Here is a 17,456-nt window from a genome sequence, read left to right on the forward strand (position 1 = left end):
CTAACATGTCGACTATGGATGCCATGCCAACTGTGGAAGAGCTTATTGATACTGCTGCTTCTTGGGGGCATCCAGCTGTTGCTATAACTGATCACGCTAATGTTCAGAGTTTTCCTCATGGCTACCATAGGGCTAAGAAAGCTGGTATTAAAGCTATTTTTGGTCTTGAAGCCAATCTTGTTGAGGATAAAGTTCCTATTGTTTATAATTCCCAGAATTTGGAATTAAAAGAAGCTACTTATGTTGTATTTGACGTTGAGACAACGGGCTTGTCTGCTGTTCATAATGATTTGATTCAGATTGCGGCATCAAAAATGCATAAAGGTAATATTATTGAGCAATTTGATGAATTTATAGACCCTGGGCATCCTCTTTCTGCTTTTACTACTGAGTTGACAGGTATTACTGATAATCATGTAAAAGGTGCTAAACCTTTAGTCCAAGTTTTACAGGAGTTTCAAGAATTCTGTCAAGGAACTGTGCTAGTAGCCCATAATGCGACCTTTGACGTTGGGTTTATGAATGCCAATTATGAAAGACATCAGTTACCAACAATTTCACAACCAGTTATTGATACTTTAGAATTTGCACGAAATCTTTATCCTGAGTATAAGCGTCATGGTTTGGGTCCTTTGACGAAGCGGTTTGGTGTGGCTTTGGATCACCACCACATGGCCAATTATGATGCGGAAGCAACGGGCCGTTTGTTGTTTATCTTCATAAAAGATGTGTTTGATAAGCACGGTTTGACTAATTTGGAACAGTTGAACACGGATTTGGTTTCTGAAGATTCGTATAAAAAGTCTCGTGTTAAACATGCGACGCTGTATGTTCAGAATCAAACTGGCTTGAAGAATATCTTTAAGTTGGTAAGTTTATCAAATGTCTCATACTTTGAGGGGGTAGCACGTATTCCTCGTACGGTCTTAGATGAGTATCGTGAGGGAATCATTGTAGGTTCTGCTTGTGCTGATGGTGAGGTTTTTGATACGCTTCTGTCTCATGGTATTGACAAGGCAGTTGAAGTTGCTAAATATTATGACTTTATTGAAGTTATGCCACCAGCGATTTATGCACCATTGATTGCGAAGGACTTAATTAAGGATGAGGTGGCTATAGAACAACTGATTCGAGATTTGATTGAAGTCGCTAGTCGTCTGGACAAGCCTGTGCTTGCTACAGGAAATGTACATTATATCAATCCTGAGGATGCGATTTATCGTGAAATCATTGTTCGTGCTTTGGGACAAGGAGCAATGATTAATAGGCCAATCGGTAAGGGAGAAAATGCGAAACCTGCTCCTTTACCTGAAGCGCATTTTAGAACAACGAATGAGATGCTAGATGACTTTGCCTTTTTGGGAAAAGACTTAGCCTATGAAATTGTTGTAACTAATACGCAGGCTATGGCAGACCAAATTGAAGAGGTCGAGGTTGTCAAAAAAGACTTGTACACACCTTTCATTGATCGTGCGGAAGAACAGGTTGCAGAGATGACATATGCTAGAGCGTTTGAGCTCTATGGTAATCCTTTGCCTGATATTATTGATTTGCGAATTGAGAAAGAGTTGTCCTCAATTCTTGGTAATGGTTTTGCCGTAATTTACCTGGCTTCGCAGATGCTGGTTAACCGTTCAAATGAACGTGGGTACCTAGTTGGTTCGCGTGGATCTGTCGGTTCTAGTTTTGTTGCGACGATGATTGGAATTACTGAGGTTAATCCGATGCCGCCACACTATTTATGTCCTAAATGTCAACACTCAGAGTTCATTACAGATGGTTCTTATGGATCTGGCTTCGATTTGCCTGATAAGGAGTGTTCAGAATGTGGAACAGAGTATAAAAAAGATGGTCAGGATATTCCTTTCGAGACTTTCCTAGGTTTTGATGGGGATAAGGTTCCGGATATCGATTTGAACTTTTCCGGTGATGATCAACCATCAGCCCACTTGGATGTTCGTGATATTTTTGGAGAGCAATATGCTTTTCGTGCTGGAACAGTAGGTACTGTTGCAGATCGGACGGCTTATGGTTTTGTCAAAGGTTACGAACGTGACTACAATAAGTTTTACCGTGATGCCGAGGTCGATCGTCTGGCCATGGGTGCCGCTGGGGTTAAGCGAAACACAGGTCAGCACCCGGGTGGTATCGTTGTTATTCCAAATTATATGGATGTCTATGATTTCACACCTGTTCAATATCCGGCTGATGATGTAACGGCTGCCTGGCAGACGACTCACTTTAATTTCCACGATATCGATGAGAACGTATTGAAGCTTGATATTCTGGGACATGATGATCCGACTATGATTCGTAAGTTGCAGGATTTATCGGGAATTGATCCCAAAGATATTCGAGCAGATGATCCAGATGTGATGAAACTTTTTTCAGGGACTGAAATTTTGGGGGTTACACCTGAACAGATTGGGACACCAACGGGAATGTTAGGAATCCCTGAGTTTGGGACTAACTTTGTTCGTGGTATGGTCGACGAGACGCATCCGACGACCTTTGCGGAACTCTTACAGTTATCTGGTTTGTCTCATGGTACAGACGTTTGGTTGGGTAATGCACAAGATTTGATCAAGGAAGGTATTGCCACTCTGAAAACTGTTATCGGTTGTCGTGACGATATCATGGTATACCTAATGCATGCGGGATTAGATCCTAAGATGGCCTTCACCATTATGGAACGTGTGCGTAAGGGAATGTGGTTGAAAATTTCTGAAGAAGAGCGAAATGGCTATATTCAAGCCATGCGTGAAAATAATGTTCCAGACTGGTATATTGAATCTTGTGGTAAAATCAAATACATGTTCCCTAAAGCCCATGCGGCAGCCTACGTTATGATGGCCCTGCGTGTAGCTTATTTCAAAGTGCACCATCCTATTTATTACTATTGTGCCTACTTTTCAATTCGAGCTAAAGCATTCGAGCTTAAAACGATGTCTGCGGGTCTTGATGCTGTTAAAGCTCGAATGGAAGATATTAAGGAGAAGCGCCAACGAAATGAAGCGACTAATGTTGAAAATGACTTATTTACGACGCTTGAGATTGTTAATGAAATGTTAGAACGTGGCTTTACCTTTGGCCAGTTAGATCTTTATAAGAGTCAGGCAACTGAATTCCTGATTGAAGGAGATACCTTGATTCCACCGTTTATTGCACTTGAAGGTTTGGGTGAGAACGTTGCTAAGCAAGTGGTTGCTGCGCGTGAAGAAGGTGAGTTCCTTTCCAAAACAGAATTGCGTAAACGAGGAGGTCTATCATCAACCTTGGTTGAAAAATTGGATGAAATGGGAATCCTAGGAAATATGCCAGAAGATAATCAATTAAGTCTTTTTGATGATTTCTTTTAATAGCTAAAGAGAATCGTCATCAACTTTGAGAGAATGGAGTCAGTCTCCGTTCTCTTTTTGTTTAGGGGTCTGCATGTGATGCTAAAAAGCCAAAGCTGAGAAGAAACCTTTTTCTTCGTCTTATGGTATACTGATAGAAAATTATAGTTTCAAGGAGTTAATCATGGTTTTACCAAATTTTAAAGAAAATCTTGAGAAATATGCTAAATTACTGGTTGCTAATGGGATTAATGTGCAACCTGGTCACACAGTGGCCTTGAGCATTGGTGTAGAACAAGCAGAGCTAGCTCACCTCTTAGTAAAAGAAGCCTATGCTTTAGGAGCAGCTGAGGTAATCGTTCAATGGTCAGATGATATTATTAATCGCGAGCGCTTCTTGCATGCTGATATGAACCGCATCGAAGAGGTTCCTGCCTATAAAAAAGCTGAGATGGAATATTTGTTGGCCAAAAAGGCAAGTCGCTTAGGTGTTCGTTCATCAGATCCAGGTGCCCTTAATGGTGTAGCTCCTGAACGTTTATCTGCCCATGCTAAAGCTACTGGAGTGGCCTTTAAACCTATGCAGGTGGCAACTCAGTCTAATAAGGTTAGTTGGACTGTAGCTGCTGCAGCTGGTAAGGAATGGGCTAAGAAGGTCTTTCCCGATGCTTCGAGTGATGAGGAAGCTGTAGATTTACTTTGGGACCAAATTTTCAAGACCTGTCGTGTTTATGAAGAGGATCCTGTACGTGCTTGGAAGGAACATGCTGAACGTTTGGATGCTAAAGCACGCCTACTCAATGAGGCACAATTCTCAGCCTTGCATTACCAAGCACCTGGAACAGATTTGACTCTAGGATTGCCTAAAAATCACGTTTGGGAGTCTGCAGGTGCTATCAATGCGCAAGGTGAAGGCTTCCTTCCTAATATGCCAACAGAAGAAGTCTTTACGGCACCAGATTTTCGTCGTGCAGATGGCTATGTCTCAAGTACAAAGCCTCTAAGTTACAATGGCAATATTATTGAGGGAATCAAGGTAACCTTCAAAGACGGTGAAATTGTAGATATCACAGCGGACCAGGGCGATGAGGTGATGAAGAATCTCGTCTTCAACAATAATGGAGCGCGTGCTCTAGGTGAATGTGCTTTGGTTCCAGATCCAAGTCCGATTTCACAGTCAGGCATCACTTTCTTTAACACTCTTTTTGATGAGAATGCATCCAACCACCTAGCTATTGGAGCAGCCTATGCTACCAGTGTTGAGGGAGGGGCAGACATGACAGAAGAGGAGCTTAAGGAAGCTGGTCTTAATCGTTCTGATGTACACGTAGACTTTATGATTGGTTCAAATCAAATGGATATTGATGGTATCCGCCAAGATGGTAGTCGTGTACCGATCTTCCGAAATGGGGATTGGGTAATCTAAGTATGATGGAGAATTTATCATGATTGGAAGTATGATAGTTGGTTTTCTAATTGGCCTTATTGCCTCTGCTATATCAAATAGGGGTGAACATATGGGCTGTATTGGTAAGACCTTTGTTGGATGGCTAGGTGCTTTTGTTGGTCAGCTTCTTTTTGGAAATTGGGGACCGATGCTAGCAGATACTGCTATCGTTCCTTCAGTACTAGGTGCTGTTATCTTATTAGCCCTTTTTTGGAATCGTAATAGTTAGAAATGAAAGAGTTCTGAGGTATTGGTTAGATATCTAAGGACTCTTTTTTCTTATTTTTTCATTTTCATATACCACTTTTAGAAAAACTGTGGTAGAGTAATAAAAACAGCATCTATTTGGAAAGGACTAGAAATGAGTGACTTAGATAAAAACATGGCTGTAAAAAGTATGGTAGTTATGCGTAAGGCTTTTCGTACCATCGATGCCAAGGTTTCTGAGACTTTTAAAGAATTTAATTTGACACCAACTCAATTTGGAGTCATGGACGTGCTTAATGCTAAAGGACGTATGAAAATTGGCGAATTAATTGACCGCATGCTTGCCACCTCCGGGAATATGACTGTTGTCATTAAAAATATGGAGAAAAAAGGTTGGTTGACGCGAGAAGCCTGCCAAACAGATAAGCGTGCTTTCGAGGTTGATTTGACGGATGAGGGCCGTCGTATTATTCAAGCAGCAATCCCGCCACATCAGCGAGCTATTGAGGAGACTTTTTCCGTTCTGACACCTGAAGAGCAGGCACAGTTGGTAGAGCTCCTGAAAAAATTTAAGAATGTCTGAGCATATTTCTTTATATTTCTAATGGAATTATATATATTACTATGTAGTAGTAAATATTAATTATTAGAAATACAAAGGAAACGTATCATGAAAAACATTCTATTTATCGTTGGATCTCTTCGCAAGGGATCATTTAACCACCAATTAGCAGAAGAAGCTGAGAAAATGCTAGCTGGTAAAGCTAATGTTTCTTATCTTGACTATAGTCAAGTACCTGTTTTTAATCAGGATTTAGAAAGTCCAGTTCTTCCAGTTTTGGCAGAAGTTCGAGAACAGGTCTTGGCAGCAGACGCAATTTGGATTTTCTCTCCGGTTTATAATTTCTCAATTCCTGGACCAGTGAAAAATTTGCTTGACTGGTTGAGCCGTGCCCTTGACCTATCAGATCCTTCAGGGCCATCAGCTCTTCAAGATAAGATTGTAACCGTATCATCAGTTGCTAATGGTGGCCACAATCAACTTTTTGATGTCTACAAAGACTTGTTACCATTTATCCGTACCCAAGTGGTTGGCGACTTTACAGCGACACGTGTAAATGATACAGCCTGGGCGGATGGGAAATTCCTAGCAACTGAAGAAGTTCTTGAAAGCCTTCAGAATCAAGCGGAAGCTTTGATTGAAGCGATTAAATAAGAATAATGAATACCCGAGGTTTCTAGCTTCGGGTATTTTTATATGAAATAATGAAAAAAGACACCCTAAGGTGTCTTCGTATTATGAAGGCGGTAGACGGATTTGAACCGACGATCAAGCTTTTGCAGAGCCGTGCCTTACCACTTGGCTATACCGCCATAACAGATACCATTCTATCGAAAAAAAAAAGATTCGTCAAGTCTCTTTCATCAAATTGATTGGTTGATTGTTCAAACTGCCTATTTACAAGAAACATAAAGAGGTTGAAAGACATTCAACCTCTTTATATTAATTATAACTGTTGTAGATAGATTACTAACACGTAAGTGTTGATTATTGTCTAATCAAGTAATCAAAGGCTCCAATAGCAGCCGTAGCACCAGACCCCATGGAGATAATAATTTGCTTGTAGGCGCTATCTGTACAGTCACCTGCAGCAAAAATACCAGGGATATTTGTTGATCCAAATTTATCAACGATAATTTCTTGGCGCTCATTGAGTTCGATGCCACTATCTTTGAGCCAAGCAGTACTTGGTACAAGACCAATTTGAACAAAGACACCTTCAAGATCAAGATGTTTTTCTTCGTTTGTATCACGCTCAACGTAATTCAAACCAGTTACATAATCTTGACCAAGAATTTCTTTGGTTGCAACGTTCTTAAGAATAGTTAGATTATCAGTTTTAGCAGCTCGTTCTTGTAAGACTTCATCTGCCTTTAATTCTGGTAAGAACTCTAAGACTGTAACATGTTTAGTAATGCCTGCTAAATCTAAAGCCGCTTCCAAACCTGAGTTACCACCACCGATAACTGCAACATTCTTTCCTTCAAATAGAGGACCATCACAGTGTGGGCAGTAAGTAACCCCTTTATTGCGGAATTCTTCCTCGCCAGGAACGTTGATATTACGCCATTTGGCTCCGAGAGCTAGGATAGCAGTTTTGGATTTTAAAACGGCACCGTTAGCCAGTGTCACTTCAATAAGTTCTTTCTTTTCGATGCCAGTAGCTAATTGACTTTTGATGATATCAACATCATAAGATTTCGTATGCTCTTCAACTTGGGCCATTAACTTAGGACCTTCTGTATATAGCGTACCAATCATGTTCTCAATGCCGACTGTCTCGATAACTTGTCCACCAAAGGTTTCTGCTAAAAGACCTGTTTTTAAACCTTTACGGGCAGCATAGATGGCCGCACTGTTTCCAGCAGGACCACCACCAATAACCAAAACATCATAGACACCTTTATCAGCGAAAGCATCAGCATCAAGTGGGCCGTCCAATTTTTCTACAAGCTGTTCAATGGTTGCACGACCAGATGTAAATTCTTCTTGGTCTTTGTAAACCGTAGGAACAGACATGATACCTTTGGCTTTGACCTCATCCTGATACATACCACCTTCAATCATGGTGTGAGTGATATTTGGGTTCAAAACAGCCATTATATTAAAGGCTTGCACAACGTCTGGACAATTGTGACAAGTTAATGAAACATAAGTCTCTAAGTCGATGGGTTTATCAATCTTCTTGATACGTTCGATAGTATCCTCATCAACTTTAGGTGGACGACCAGAAACTTGCAAGAGAGCTAAAATGAAAGACGTGAATTCGTGGCCCATTGGTAAGCCTGAGAAAATAATACGACTTTTTTGCCCTTTTTGTGCAATACCAAAACTAGGTTGACGTTTTAAATGTGTTGATTCAAGACTAATGCGGTCAGACATAGCGGCAATCTCGTCCAGAAATTCCTTCACTTTTCGAGAATTATCATCATCCCCTAAGTCTGTTTGTAATACAATATCAGATTCTAGTAAATTTAAATATTGTGCTAATTGCGTCTTGATTTCTTTATCTAAGACCATGGATACCCCCTGGTTGTTAAATTTTACCTACAAGATCTAAGCTAGGAGTAAGTGTTTCAGCTCCTTCTTTCCATTTGGCCGGACAAACTTCACCTGGATGTTGGCGAATATATTGAGCAGCACGGACTTTATCAATAAGAGTGCTTGCATCACGTCCAATACCATCAGCGTTAATTTCCATCATTTGGATAACGCCATCTGGATCAATGATGAATGTACCACGTTGTGCGAGACCATCTTCCCCAAGAACATCAAAGCCTTGTGAGATGTGGTGTGAAGGATCTCCAATCATAGGATAAGTAATAGTTCCAACAACATCTGAGTCATCATGCCAAGCTTTGTGAACAAAGTGAGTATCAGTAGAGACAGAGTAAACCTCTACACCAAGAGATTTAAGAGCTTCATATTGTTCTTGAAGGTCACCGAGTTCAGTTGGGCAGACAAATGAAAAATCTGCAGGGTAGAAGCAGAAAACAGCCCATTTTCCCTTAACATCTTCATCTGTAACAGTAATGAATTCCCCGTTGTGATAAGCTTGTGCTGAAAATTCAATAATTTCTTTTCCGACTAATGACAAAATAATGTCCTCCTCTATTTTTGATAGCCTAATTATAAACAAAATACTTATCAACCTCAAAGAAAACGATTGCAATTTTAATGCGGGTAATTTTTTTCTAATGGTTAGCCTGATTTTAGAGCTTGTCAAATGTCACTTTTTTTGATAAACTACTATAGTTGCGTAAAGTGACAAATACTCATTCTAAGCCGATTGTGGTCTTGTTGCCGCAGGGTGGGACTGCAAGTCTAAAGCTTAGAAGAGGAAAAAACAATTTTTAAGGAGAAATACTCATGGCAGTAATTTCAATGAAACAACTTCTTGAGGCTGGTGTTCACTTCGGTCACCAAACTCGTCGCTGGAATCCTAAGATGGCTAAGTACATCTTCACAGAACGTAACGGAATCCACGTTATCGACTTGCAACAAACTGTAAAAATGGCTGATACAGCTTACGAATTCGTTCGTGAAGCAGCAGCTAACGATGCAGTAATCTTGTTCGTTGGTACTAAAAAACAAGCAGCTGAAGCAGTAGCTGAAGAAGCAACTCGTGCTGGTCAATACTACATCAACCACCGTTGGTTGGGTGGTACTCTTACAAACTGGGATACTATCCAAAAACGTATCGCTCGTTTGAAAGAAATCAAACAAATGGAAGCTGATGGAACTTTCGAAGTTCTTCCTAAGAAAGAAGTTGCACTTCTTAACAAACAACGTGCACGTCTTGAAAAATTCTTGGGTGGTATCGAAGATATGCCTCGCATTCCAGATGTAATCTACATCGTTGACCCACACAAAGAACAAATCGCTGTTAAAGAAGCTAAAAAACTTGGTATCCCAGTTGTAGCGATGGTTGATACAAACGCTGATCCAGATGAGATCGATGTAATCATCCCAGCTAACGATGACGCTATCCGTGCCGTTAAATTGATCACTTCAAAAATGGCTGATGCTATCATCGAAGGTAACCAAGGTGAAGATGCTTCTGCAGATTTCCAAGAAGCAGCTGCAGCTGATTCAATCGAAGAAATCGTTGAAGTTGTCGAAGGTGACAACAACTAATCTTTAAGATTGGTTTGGGCTCGATGCCCACTAAAGATACGACAAACACCTAAGGGGCGGGGCTCAGCCCTGCCCCTTAGTTTGATAAAATAAATTTGGAGAAAAACAAAATGGCAGAAATTACAGCTAAACTTGTTAAAGAATTGCGTGAAAAATCTGGTGCTGGTGTCATGGACGCTAAAAAAGCATTGGTTGAAGTTGAAGGTGATATCGAAAAAGCGATTGAATTGCTTCGCGAAAAAGGTATGGCTAAAGCAGCTAAGAAAGCTGACCGTGTTGCAGCTGAAGGTTTGACTGGTGTTTACGTTAACGGTAACGTTGCAGCAGTTGTTGAAGTTAATGCTGAAACTGACTTCGTTGCGAAGAACGCTCAATTCGTTGAGTTGGTAAACGAAACAGCTAAAGTAATTGCTGAAGGTAAACCAGCTAACAACGAAGAAGCACTTGCATTGACTATGCCTTCAGGTGAAACTCTTGAAGCTGCATACGTAACTGCTACAGCTACTATCGGTGAAAAGATTTCATTCCGTCGTTTTGCAGTTGTTGAGAAAACTGATGCACAACACTTCGGAGCTTACCAACACAACGGTGGACGTATCGGTGTTGTTTCAGTTATCGAAGGTGGAGATGACGCTCTTGCAAAACAAATCTCAATGCACATCGCAGCGATGAAACCAACTGTTCTTTCATACACTGAATTGGACGAACAATTTGTCAAAGATGAATTGGCACAACTTAACCACGCTATCGATCAAGATAACGAAAGCCGTGCTATGGTTAACAAACCAGCTCTTCCACACCTTAAATATGGTTCTAAAGCTCAATTGACTGATGCTGTTCTTGCTCAAGCTGAAGAAGATATCAAAGCTGAGTTGGCTGCTGAAGGTAAACCAGAAAAAATCTGGGATAAAATTATCCCAGGTAAAATGGACCGCTTCTTGCTTGACAACACTAAAGTTGACCAAGCATACACACTTCTTGCTCAAGTTTACATCATGGACGACAGCAAAACAGTTGAAGCTTACCTTGAATCAGTAAATGCTTCAGTAGTAGAATTCGTTCGCTTTGAAGTTGGTGAAGGTATCGAAAAAGCATCTAACGACTTTGAATCAGAAGTTGCAGCTACAATGGCAGCAGCTCTTAACAACTAATTCTAGTTGCTAGATAAAAAGAAAAGAAGTTACGTGAATGAATCGTAACTTCTTTTTTGTTGCTATTAAAAAAACGTCTGAGCATGCCCCAGACGTTGAAAAAAGTAATTAATGAGCGAAGGTATTTACACCAAGTAGAAGAGAGAGTGTTCCCATGATGATACCTGCAAGGATAACCCCAAGCATAACAGCAATAACACTGCGTTTAAAGTCCCAATCTAGGATAGATGCTGCTAGGGTACCAGTCCAAGCTCCTGTTCCTGGAAGCGGAATTCCCACAAAAAGTAGAAGGGCCCAGAAGACACCCTTATCTCCAGCAGCTTTTTCAAGTTTTTGGCCACCACTGTGACCTTTTTTAAGACACCAGGTAAAGAAGCCACCAATTAGAGGTTTATCTGCCCCCCATTCGAGGACACGGCGGGCGAAGAAGAAGATAATTGGAACTGGAATCATGTTCCCAATGACACAAAGAATTAGGGCTTGCCACCAAGGGATACCTGAGGCGATAGCAACAGGAACGGCTCCACGGAGCTCAACTAAAGGAATCATAGAGATTAAGAGTGCAATGATGTATTTCATGAGTAACCTTTCATAGGGAAATAAATAAGAGATATGAACTTTATCAAGAGTGATAAGACTAATACTACTGCGAAAGTGCTAAAAAGTACTTATTGGATTAGGTGGGTCTCAGCCTGTTAAAGTGGATAGAAAATTTGAATCAAACACCTTAAGTTACCTAATATTTTAGTCTTATTTATTGTATCTTATATGGTCTCTAATGACAACTTTAAAAAGCTTTTTGAAGGTATAGTTTCCCATGTGCTGACATTTTTGGTATAATAATAGTCAGTTATAGTCAAATTAGACTGGAGGAATTAAGATGGCAAGAAATACATCAGATAGTATAGAAGAATATATTAAAGAATTGCTGGGCCAGTCTGGAATTGCTGAGATTCAACGCTCGAACTTAGCAGATACTTTTCAAGTTGTACCGAGTCAGATTAATTATGTTATTAAGACCCGCTTTACAGAAAGTCGTGGTTATATTGTTGAGAGTAAGCGTGGAGGTGGCGGTTATATTCGTATCGTCAAAGTCAGATTCTCTGATAAGCACCACATGATTAATGATTTGCTTCAGAACTTAGCGGATCAGCTCAGCGAGCAGGTATTTACAGACTTGATCCAGTTGCTTTTTGATGAAAAAATCATCACAGAACGTGAAGGAAATTTGATTTTAGCAACTGCTAGTGATGATATTTTAGGCGCAGATGCGGCTGCTATTCGTTCGCGTATTCTACGCTCGCTATTACTTAGATTGGATAGAAAAGGAAATTAGATGACGACATATTCAAGAAAAATGCAGGCCATTTTCCATCGTGCGCAGCTTGAGGCAGAGCGTTTTGGAAGTCCTTTTCTGGAGACTTGGCATGTGCTTCTGGCTATGGTTGAGGTTCCAGGATCTGTAGCCTACCTAACATTTACTGATTTTGAGGACCGTATTCGTGCGGAAGAGATTGAGACAGCCGCTGTACTAGCGATGGAGAAAAGTCCAAAAGACTTGTCTGAATCAGATATTATCGATTTACGTGCACAGTCACATGCTTTAGAGGCTATGTTGCAAGAGGCAGAGGGAATTGCTGGTGTGACTGGTGCTGTAGAGGTAGGGTCTGAACATGTATTGATGGCCTTTCTCCTTCATAAAGATTTGATGGTTTGTCGTCTCCTTGAAGTTGCTGGTTTTCAATATAAGGATGACAGCGATAAGCCTCGCATTATCGATTTACGACGTTCTTTGGAGCGTTATGCAGGTCTTAGTAAGCAAGATTTGAAGGCCATTCATGACCTTCGTAAGCCTAAAAAATCAAAGACATCAGGAAATTTTGCTAATATGATGCAGCCTCCTCAATCTTCTACTGGGGAGTTGGCAGATTATACCAAGGACTTAACGGCAGTGGCCGAGTCAGGTGCTCTTGATCCTGTTATTGGACGTGAGAAAGAGATTTCACGCATGATTCAGGTTTTGAGTCGTAAAACGAAGAATAACCCAGTTCTTGTAGGTGAAGCAGGTGTTGGTAAGACGGCACTTGCGCTTGGCTTGGCACAGCGTATTGCTTCAGGCGAAGTACCTTTTGAGTTGGCTGATATGCGTATCTTAGAGCTTGATATGATGAGTGTGGTTGCAGGAACACGTTTCCGTGGCGATTTCGAAGAGCGTATGAATCAAATCATTGATGAGATTGAAGCTGATGGAAAAATCATTCTCTTTATTGACGAATTGCATACGATTATTGGTTCTGGTTCAGGTATTGATAGTACCTTAGATGCGGCAAATATTTTGAAACCTGCTCTAGCACGTGGAACTCTTCATATGGTTGGAGCAACAACTCAAGCTGAGTACCAGAAGCATATTGAAAAAGATGCAGCTCTTTCTCGTCGTTTTGCTAAGATTACAATTGAGGAGCCAAGTGTAGCTGAGGCGATTGATATTCTAAAAGGCCTACGTTCGTCTTATGAAGACTATCATCGTGTAACGATTACTGATGAAGCGGTTGAGACAGCGGTCAAGGCGGCGCATCGTTATTTGACGAGTAAAAACTTACCTGACTCTGCCATTGACCTTTTAGATGAAGCGAGTGCAACTGTTCAAGGTCGTATTAAAAAAGAAGCCAAACGTGAGATAACGCCCTTGGATGAAGCGCTTCTATCTGGTGATATGAAGTCTGCTGTTAAACAATATAAGGCTAGCCAAAAAGCAAAATTACCAAAACCTGCCTTGGTAGATGCGGATCAGATTATGCAAACCCTTAGTCGTCTATCAGGTATCCCTGTTGAGAAGATGACTCAGGCAGATAGCAAGCGTTATTTGAATCTGGAAGCAGAGCTTCACAAACGTGTTATTGGTCAAGACGAAGCAGTTTCAGCGATTAGTCGTGCTATTCGTCGTAACCAGTCAGGTATTCGTACTGGAAAACGTCCGATCGGTTCCTTCATGTTCCTTGGGCCTACTGGTGTTGGTAAGACAGAATTGGCCAAGGCATTGGCGGAAGTTCTCTTTGATGATGAGTCAGCTTTGCTTCGCTTTGACATGTCAGAATACATGGAAAAATTTGCGGCTAGCCGACTTAACGGTGCTCCTCCAGGTTATGTTGGCTATGATGAGGGCGGTGAGTTAACAGAAAAAGTTCGTAATAAGCCTTACTCAGTTCTTCTCTTTGACGAGGTGGAAAAGGCTCACCCAGATATTTTCAATATTCTCTTACAGGTTTTGGATGACGGTGTCTTGACGGATAGTCGAGGTCGTAAAGTTGACTTCTCAAATACCATTATCATTATGACTTCGAACTTGGGAGCGACTGCTCTTCGTGATGATAAGACCGTTGGTTTTGGAGTCCAAGACATTTCTCATAATCACCAAGCTATGCAGTCACGTATCATGGAAGAACTTAAGAAGGCCTACCGCCCAGAGTTTATCAACCGTATTGATGAGAAGGTTGTTTTCCATAGTCTAGAGGAAGAGCAACTTCGTGAGATTGTCAAGATTATGGTGAAACCGTTGGTATCAGCTTTGGCTGAAAAAGGGATTGACTTGAAATTCCAACCAGCTGCCCTTAAGCATTTAGCTAAAGATGGCTATGATGTTGAGATGGGTGCTCGTCCATTACGTCGTACGATTCAAACTCAAGTGGAGGACAAGTTATCTGAGCTCTTACTAGGTGGCCAAGTGGTTAGTGGACAAACCCTTAAGATCGGCTGCTCGAAAGATAAATTAACCTTTACAGTAGTGTAAAAATCAAACAAAAAGACAGATTACAGGTGTAGTTTGTCTTTTTTGTGTCAATAGGAGTCAAGATAGAGTCAATCTTTCTGTAAAGTTGGGGTAAAAGAAAAAGCCGAGCAAAGCTCGACTGTAATGATTAGAGTTTTTCGTTGACAAAGTTGACAAAGTGATTCCACCAGACCTTGAGGAAGAAGCTTTTCTTAACTTCTTTACCAGCAACCAGTTCTATGCTAGGCATACCTTGGTCAGGTAAGTAACCTTCTCCTACAAGTGACTTATCTTCAAAGGTAGCCGTTCCAACCTTGTCACTTGAGCTGACAGGGGCTTGAACTTGATTGGTAGTGACTTTAATATGTTTACTATTGTTAGCATCTATTTTTTGGATGATATTAAAGTCAGACTTAGCAACAGCAGTGACTTGCTTAGATTTACCATCAATAACATGGGCTTGACTTTTACCGATGGCTTGTCCTTTTTTGGCAATGGTCTTGCTTTCCCAATGATAGACAACGTAGTTAAGTAGGTCATTTGTTGCAGTGAAACGGGCGTAGTCATCAGTATCGGTATTATCAGCATTCATAATGACTGTGATAATGCTCATGCCACTTTCATTTGAGTGGGCCACGAAGGAAGCACCGGCTAAATCAGTGGTTCCCGTTTTTAGGCCATCCACCCCTTTACGGTAACTAGGTTGTCCCTTAAGCATATAGTTGAAGGTTTTAAGTTTGTTGACACCATCAAAATCAGCTTCAGTTTTTTTAGTGATGTCGAGAATTTCAGGATATTCTTTCACCACGTGTTGTGCAATGATAGCAACATCTTTAGCACTCATGGTATTTTCTTCGTCTGATTTAGAGCCTGGATAGATATTGTCACCTAAGTAAGAATTATTGAGACCAGAGGCATTGACAATCTTGGCATCAGTGATACCCCAATCTTTAAGTTGGGCTTTCATCATGTCGACAAACTTACTTTCGGTTCCTCCGATTTCCTCGGCTAGAGCAATAGATGCACTGTTGGCACTGGAAATAAGAGTTGCGTCAAGAAGTTGTTTGACAGTGTATTTGCGGGCGTCTAGTGGAATATTAGATACTCCGGCACTGACAGTTAGTTCAAATGGGTAGTCAGAAATGTCAACTTTGCTGTTCCATTTGAGGTCTCCCTGGTCTACCGCTTTATAAACCATATAGGCTGTTAGAAGCTTGGTAATAGAGCCAATCCCCGTAGAGGTGGTTGCATCTTTTTCGTATAAAATTTTGCCAGTATTAGCTTCGACAGCGATGGCATGTTTGGCTGCGGCATCATATCCTTTTTTCTTATCTGCTGCAAAAGCAGGGGCTACGCTTCCCAGACAGAGTAAGAAGGTCATCATAAGCGTAATCAGTTTTTTCATGGTTTGTTCCTTCATGTGTTTTGAATATTTATTATACCACATTTTGAGAGGAACATAAGGTGTAGAGAAGGGGCGTTTACTAACAGGACTAATTTTGAAGGCAAGATAAAACTACCTTTGGATATCTAAAAGGTAGTTTTGTGTTTACTTATTTCCTGTAAAGAAATTAACGATATGGTTCCACCAAACTTTTAAGAAGAAACTTTTCTTGATAGATTGGTTGGCTGTTACCGAAATTTGAGGCGGATCAGAGATGTAACCTGTTCCTACGAGATTCTTATCATCAAAGGTTGCTGTTCCAATAGTATCACCTTTTTTGATAGGTGCTGTTATGGTTTTTGCTTTGATTTTAACAGCATCATTTTTGCTGTTTATTTTTTGAATGACTGTAAGGTCTGACTCGAGCTTAGCAGAGATGGTTTGACGGTCTCCATCGGCTACCTTAATATCATTTTTCTTGACGATTTGTCCTTTGGTGTTGAGGGTTTTGATTTCCCAGTTTTGAGTCACATAATCTAGCAACTCATTTGTGGCTGTGAATCGAGCAGCTTCATCCTCTCCGCCATTGTCCGCATTCATAACAACTGTAATCAAACTCATGCCATTTTCATTGGAGTGGGCTACAAAGGATGCCCCTGCAAGTTCGGTTGTTCCCGTCTTGAGTCCATCAACGCCTTCACGGTAGTTGTCTTGCCCCTCCAACATGTAGTTGTGCGTCGTTAATTTGTTGTCACCTTCGAAGTCAGTTTCGGTTTGCTTGGTGATTTCAAGTACCTGAGGATAGTCTTTGATGAGGTGGTCCGCAATAATTGCAACATCTAGGGCGCTCATTGTATTCTCGTCATCTGGTTTTGAGCCAGGATAGCGGTTATCCCCAAGGTATTTATTGTTTAGGCCAGAAGCGTTAAATAATTTAGCATCTGTAATGCCCCACTCTTTAAGTTGGGCTGTCATAGTGTCAACAAATGCACTCTCTGATCCTGAGATTTTTTCAGCTAGAGCAATAGCAGCACTGTTAGCGCTAGAAATGAGGGTGGCATCTAGGAGCTGTTTAACAGTGTATTTTCGGGAATCTAGTGGGACATTTGAAACTTCTGAATCAACGGTTAAGTTGAAAGGATAGTCTGAAATATCTACTTCAGTGTCCCAGGTAATTTTTCCTTGGTCAACTGCTTTATAGACCATGTAGGCTGTTAGGATTTTAGTCATTGAAGCCACACCATCAGGAGTAGTGGCGTCCTTTTCATAGAGGACTTTCCCTGTAGTTGCTTCGATAGCAATCGCATGTTTAGCGGAAACATTGAAGTTATCTGTCTGTTCTTGTGCTAGAGCAGGTGTTGCTAGGCCTAGTAAGATTAAGGCAATCATAATGATGTGTTGTAATTTTTTCATAGTCATTCCTTTGTCTCTCATAAGTGTTTATTATATCACAAAACGACTTAA

At 40.9% G+C, this 17,456-nt stretch carries 14 protein-coding genes and 1 tRNA gene (1 of these 15 only partly in view); 9 read left to right on the plus strand and 6 right to left on the minus strand.

Annotated elements, in window-relative coordinates; translation table 11 throughout:
- From NYE32_RS00460 to NYE32_RS00480, 5 genes are all read left to right on the plus strand, one after another.
- Window positions 1-3,359 carry the 3' portion of a PolC-type DNA polymerase III gene (locus NYE32_RS00460; protein WP_156685484.1) on the plus strand. 1,036 nt of this gene lie to the left of the window's left edge, so 3,359 of the gene's 4,395 nt are visible here — the last part of the coding sequence; its start codon lies off the left edge, out of view; its stop codon occupies window positions 3,357-3,359.
- 163 nt (window positions 3,360-3,522) lie between these two features.
- On the plus strand, window positions 3,523-4,764 hold the full coding sequence (locus NYE32_RS00465; protein ID WP_037599765.1) for an aminopeptidase: 1,242 nt from the start codon (window positions 3,523-3,525) through the stop codon (window positions 4,762-4,764).
- A 19-nt stretch (window positions 4,765-4,783) separates the two neighbouring features.
- Window positions 4,784-5,014, plus strand: coding sequence for a GlsB/YeaQ/YmgE family stress response membrane protein (locus NYE32_RS00470; protein ID WP_002886331.1), 231 nt, complete (start codon window positions 4,784-4,786; stop codon window positions 5,012-5,014).
- Window positions 5,015-5,146: 132 nt separating this feature from the next.
- Window positions 5,147-5,575 carry a MarR family transcriptional regulator gene (locus NYE32_RS00475; RefSeq protein WP_002886332.1) on the plus strand — a complete coding sequence of 143 codons (429 nt, stop codon included), beginning with the start codon at window positions 5,147-5,149 and terminating at the stop codon, window positions 5,573-5,575.
- Between the two features lie 87 nt (window positions 5,576-5,662).
- Window positions 5,663-6,208: an NADPH-dependent FMN reductase gene (locus NYE32_RS00480; protein ID WP_037599762.1), complete on the plus strand. Its 546-nt coding sequence runs from the start codon at window positions 5,663-5,665 to the stop codon at window positions 6,206-6,208.
- 87 nt (window positions 6,209-6,295) lie between these two features.
- Here NYE32_RS00480 and NYE32_RS00485 read toward each other — a convergent pair.
- From NYE32_RS00485 to ahpC, 3 genes are all read right to left on the minus strand, one after another.
- Window positions 6,296-6,366 (minus strand) — tRNA-Cys (locus tag NYE32_RS00485).
- A 175-nt stretch (window positions 6,367-6,541) separates the two neighbouring features.
- Window positions 6,542-8,074 carry an alkyl hydroperoxide reductase subunit F gene (ahpF, locus tag NYE32_RS00490; RefSeq protein ID WP_156685485.1) on the minus strand — a complete coding sequence of 511 codons (1,533 nt, stop codon included), beginning with the start codon at window positions 8,072-8,074 and terminating at the stop codon, window positions 6,542-6,544.
- A 16-nt stretch (window positions 8,075-8,090) separates the two neighbouring features.
- A complete protein-coding gene (ahpC, locus tag NYE32_RS00495) occupies window positions 8,091-8,651 on the minus strand; it encodes an alkyl hydroperoxide reductase subunit C (RefSeq protein ID WP_002886340.1) in 561 nt (186 codons plus the stop codon).
- Window positions 8,652-8,923: 272 nt separating this feature from the next.
- Between ahpC and rpsB the strand changes: the two genes are divergently transcribed.
- Window positions 8,924-9,691 (plus strand): 30S ribosomal protein S2, encoded by a 768-nt coding sequence (rpsB, locus tag NYE32_RS00500; RefSeq protein ID WP_002886342.1) that lies wholly within the window; start codon window positions 8,924-8,926, stop codon window positions 9,689-9,691.
- A gap of 110 nt (window positions 9,692-9,801) precedes the next feature.
- The gene (gene tsf, locus NYE32_RS00505; RefSeq protein ID WP_002886343.1) at window positions 9,802-10,842 is read left to right on the plus strand and encodes a translation elongation factor Ts; all 1,041 of its coding nucleotides are present in this window, start codon (window positions 9,802-9,804) and stop codon (window positions 10,840-10,842) included.
- A gap of 108 nt (window positions 10,843-10,950) precedes the next feature.
- On the opposite strand, the gene NYE32_RS00510 is transcribed toward tsf, so the two are convergent.
- Window positions 10,951-11,421 carry a small multi-drug export protein gene (locus tag NYE32_RS00510; RefSeq protein ID WP_004182164.1) on the minus strand — a complete coding sequence of 157 codons (471 nt, stop codon included), beginning with the start codon at window positions 11,419-11,421 and terminating at the stop codon, window positions 10,951-10,953.
- 301 nt (window positions 11,422-11,722) lie between these two features.
- Between NYE32_RS00510 and NYE32_RS00515 the strand changes: the two genes are divergently transcribed.
- Together NYE32_RS00515 and NYE32_RS00520 are read left to right on the plus strand one after the other, a co-directional pair.
- Window positions 11,723-12,178 (plus strand): CtsR family transcriptional regulator, encoded by a 456-nt coding sequence (locus tag NYE32_RS00515; RefSeq protein ID WP_002889615.1) that lies wholly within the window; start codon window positions 11,723-11,725, stop codon window positions 12,176-12,178.
- Window positions 12,179-14,629 (plus strand): ATP-dependent Clp protease ATP-binding subunit, encoded by a 2,451-nt coding sequence (locus NYE32_RS00520; RefSeq protein ID WP_037599755.1) that lies wholly within the window; start codon window positions 12,179-12,181, stop codon window positions 14,627-14,629.
- A gap of 127 nt (window positions 14,630-14,756) precedes the next feature.
- On the opposite strand, the gene pbp3 (NYE32_RS00525) is transcribed toward NYE32_RS00520, so the two are convergent.
- A complete protein-coding gene (gene pbp3 / locus NYE32_RS00525; protein WP_037599754.1) occupies window positions 14,757-16,013 on the minus strand; it encodes a D-alanyl-D-alanine carboxypeptidase PBP3 in 1,257 nt (418 codons plus the stop codon).
- A gap of 144 nt (window positions 16,014-16,157) precedes the next feature.
- Window positions 16,158-17,405 (minus strand): D-alanyl-D-alanine carboxypeptidase PBP3, encoded by a 1,248-nt coding sequence (gene pbp3, locus NYE32_RS00530; RefSeq protein ID WP_037599752.1) that lies wholly within the window; start codon window positions 17,403-17,405, stop codon window positions 16,158-16,160.
- Window positions 17,406-17,456: the final 51 nt, after the last annotated feature.

Source organism: Streptococcus sp. FSL R7-0248 (assembly GCF_037967965.1).
Taxonomy (GTDB): Bacteria; Bacillota; Bacilli; order Lactobacillales; family Streptococcaceae; genus Streptococcus.

Bases quoted from the DNA above. Each gene is read 5' to 3' on its own strand.
- NYE32_RS00465 (WP_037599765.1), top strand. From the start codon at position 3,523: ATGGTTTTACCAAATTTTAAAGAAAATCTTGAGAAATATGCTAAATTA.
- NYE32_RS00470 (WP_002886331.1), top strand. From the start codon at position 4,784: ATGATTGGAAGTATGATAGTTGGTTTTCTAATTGGCCTTATTGCCTCT.
- NYE32_RS00475 (WP_002886332.1), top strand. From the start codon at position 5,147: ATGAGTGACTTAGATAAAAACATGGCTGTAAAAAGTATGGTAGTTATG.
- NYE32_RS00480 (WP_037599762.1), top strand. From the start codon at position 5,663: ATGAAAAACATTCTATTTATCGTTGGATCTCTTCGCAAGGGATCATTT.
- ahpF (WP_156685485.1), bottom strand. From the start codon at position 8,074: ATGGTCTTAGATAAAGAAATCAAGACGCAATTAGCACAATATTTAAAT.
- rpsB (WP_002886342.1), top strand. From the start codon at position 8,924: ATGGCAGTAATTTCAATGAAACAACTTCTTGAGGCTGGTGTTCACTTC.
- tsf (WP_002886343.1), top strand. From the start codon at position 9,802: ATGGCAGAAATTACAGCTAAACTTGTTAAAGAATTGCGTGAAAAATCT.
- NYE32_RS00510 (WP_004182164.1), bottom strand. From the start codon at position 11,421: ATGAAATACATCATTGCACTCTTAATCTCTATGATTCCTTTAGTTGAG.
- NYE32_RS00515 (WP_002889615.1), top strand. From the start codon at position 11,723: ATGGCAAGAAATACATCAGATAGTATAGAAGAATATATTAAAGAATTG.
- NYE32_RS00520 (WP_037599755.1), top strand. From the start codon at position 12,179: ATGACGACATATTCAAGAAAAATGCAGGCCATTTTCCATCGTGCGCAG.
- pbp3 (WP_037599754.1), bottom strand. From the start codon at position 16,013: ATGAAAAAACTGATTACGCTTATGATGACCTTCTTACTCTGTCTGGGA.
- pbp3 (WP_037599752.1), bottom strand. From the start codon at position 17,405: ATGAAAAAATTACAACACATCATTATGATTGCCTTAATCTTACTAGGC.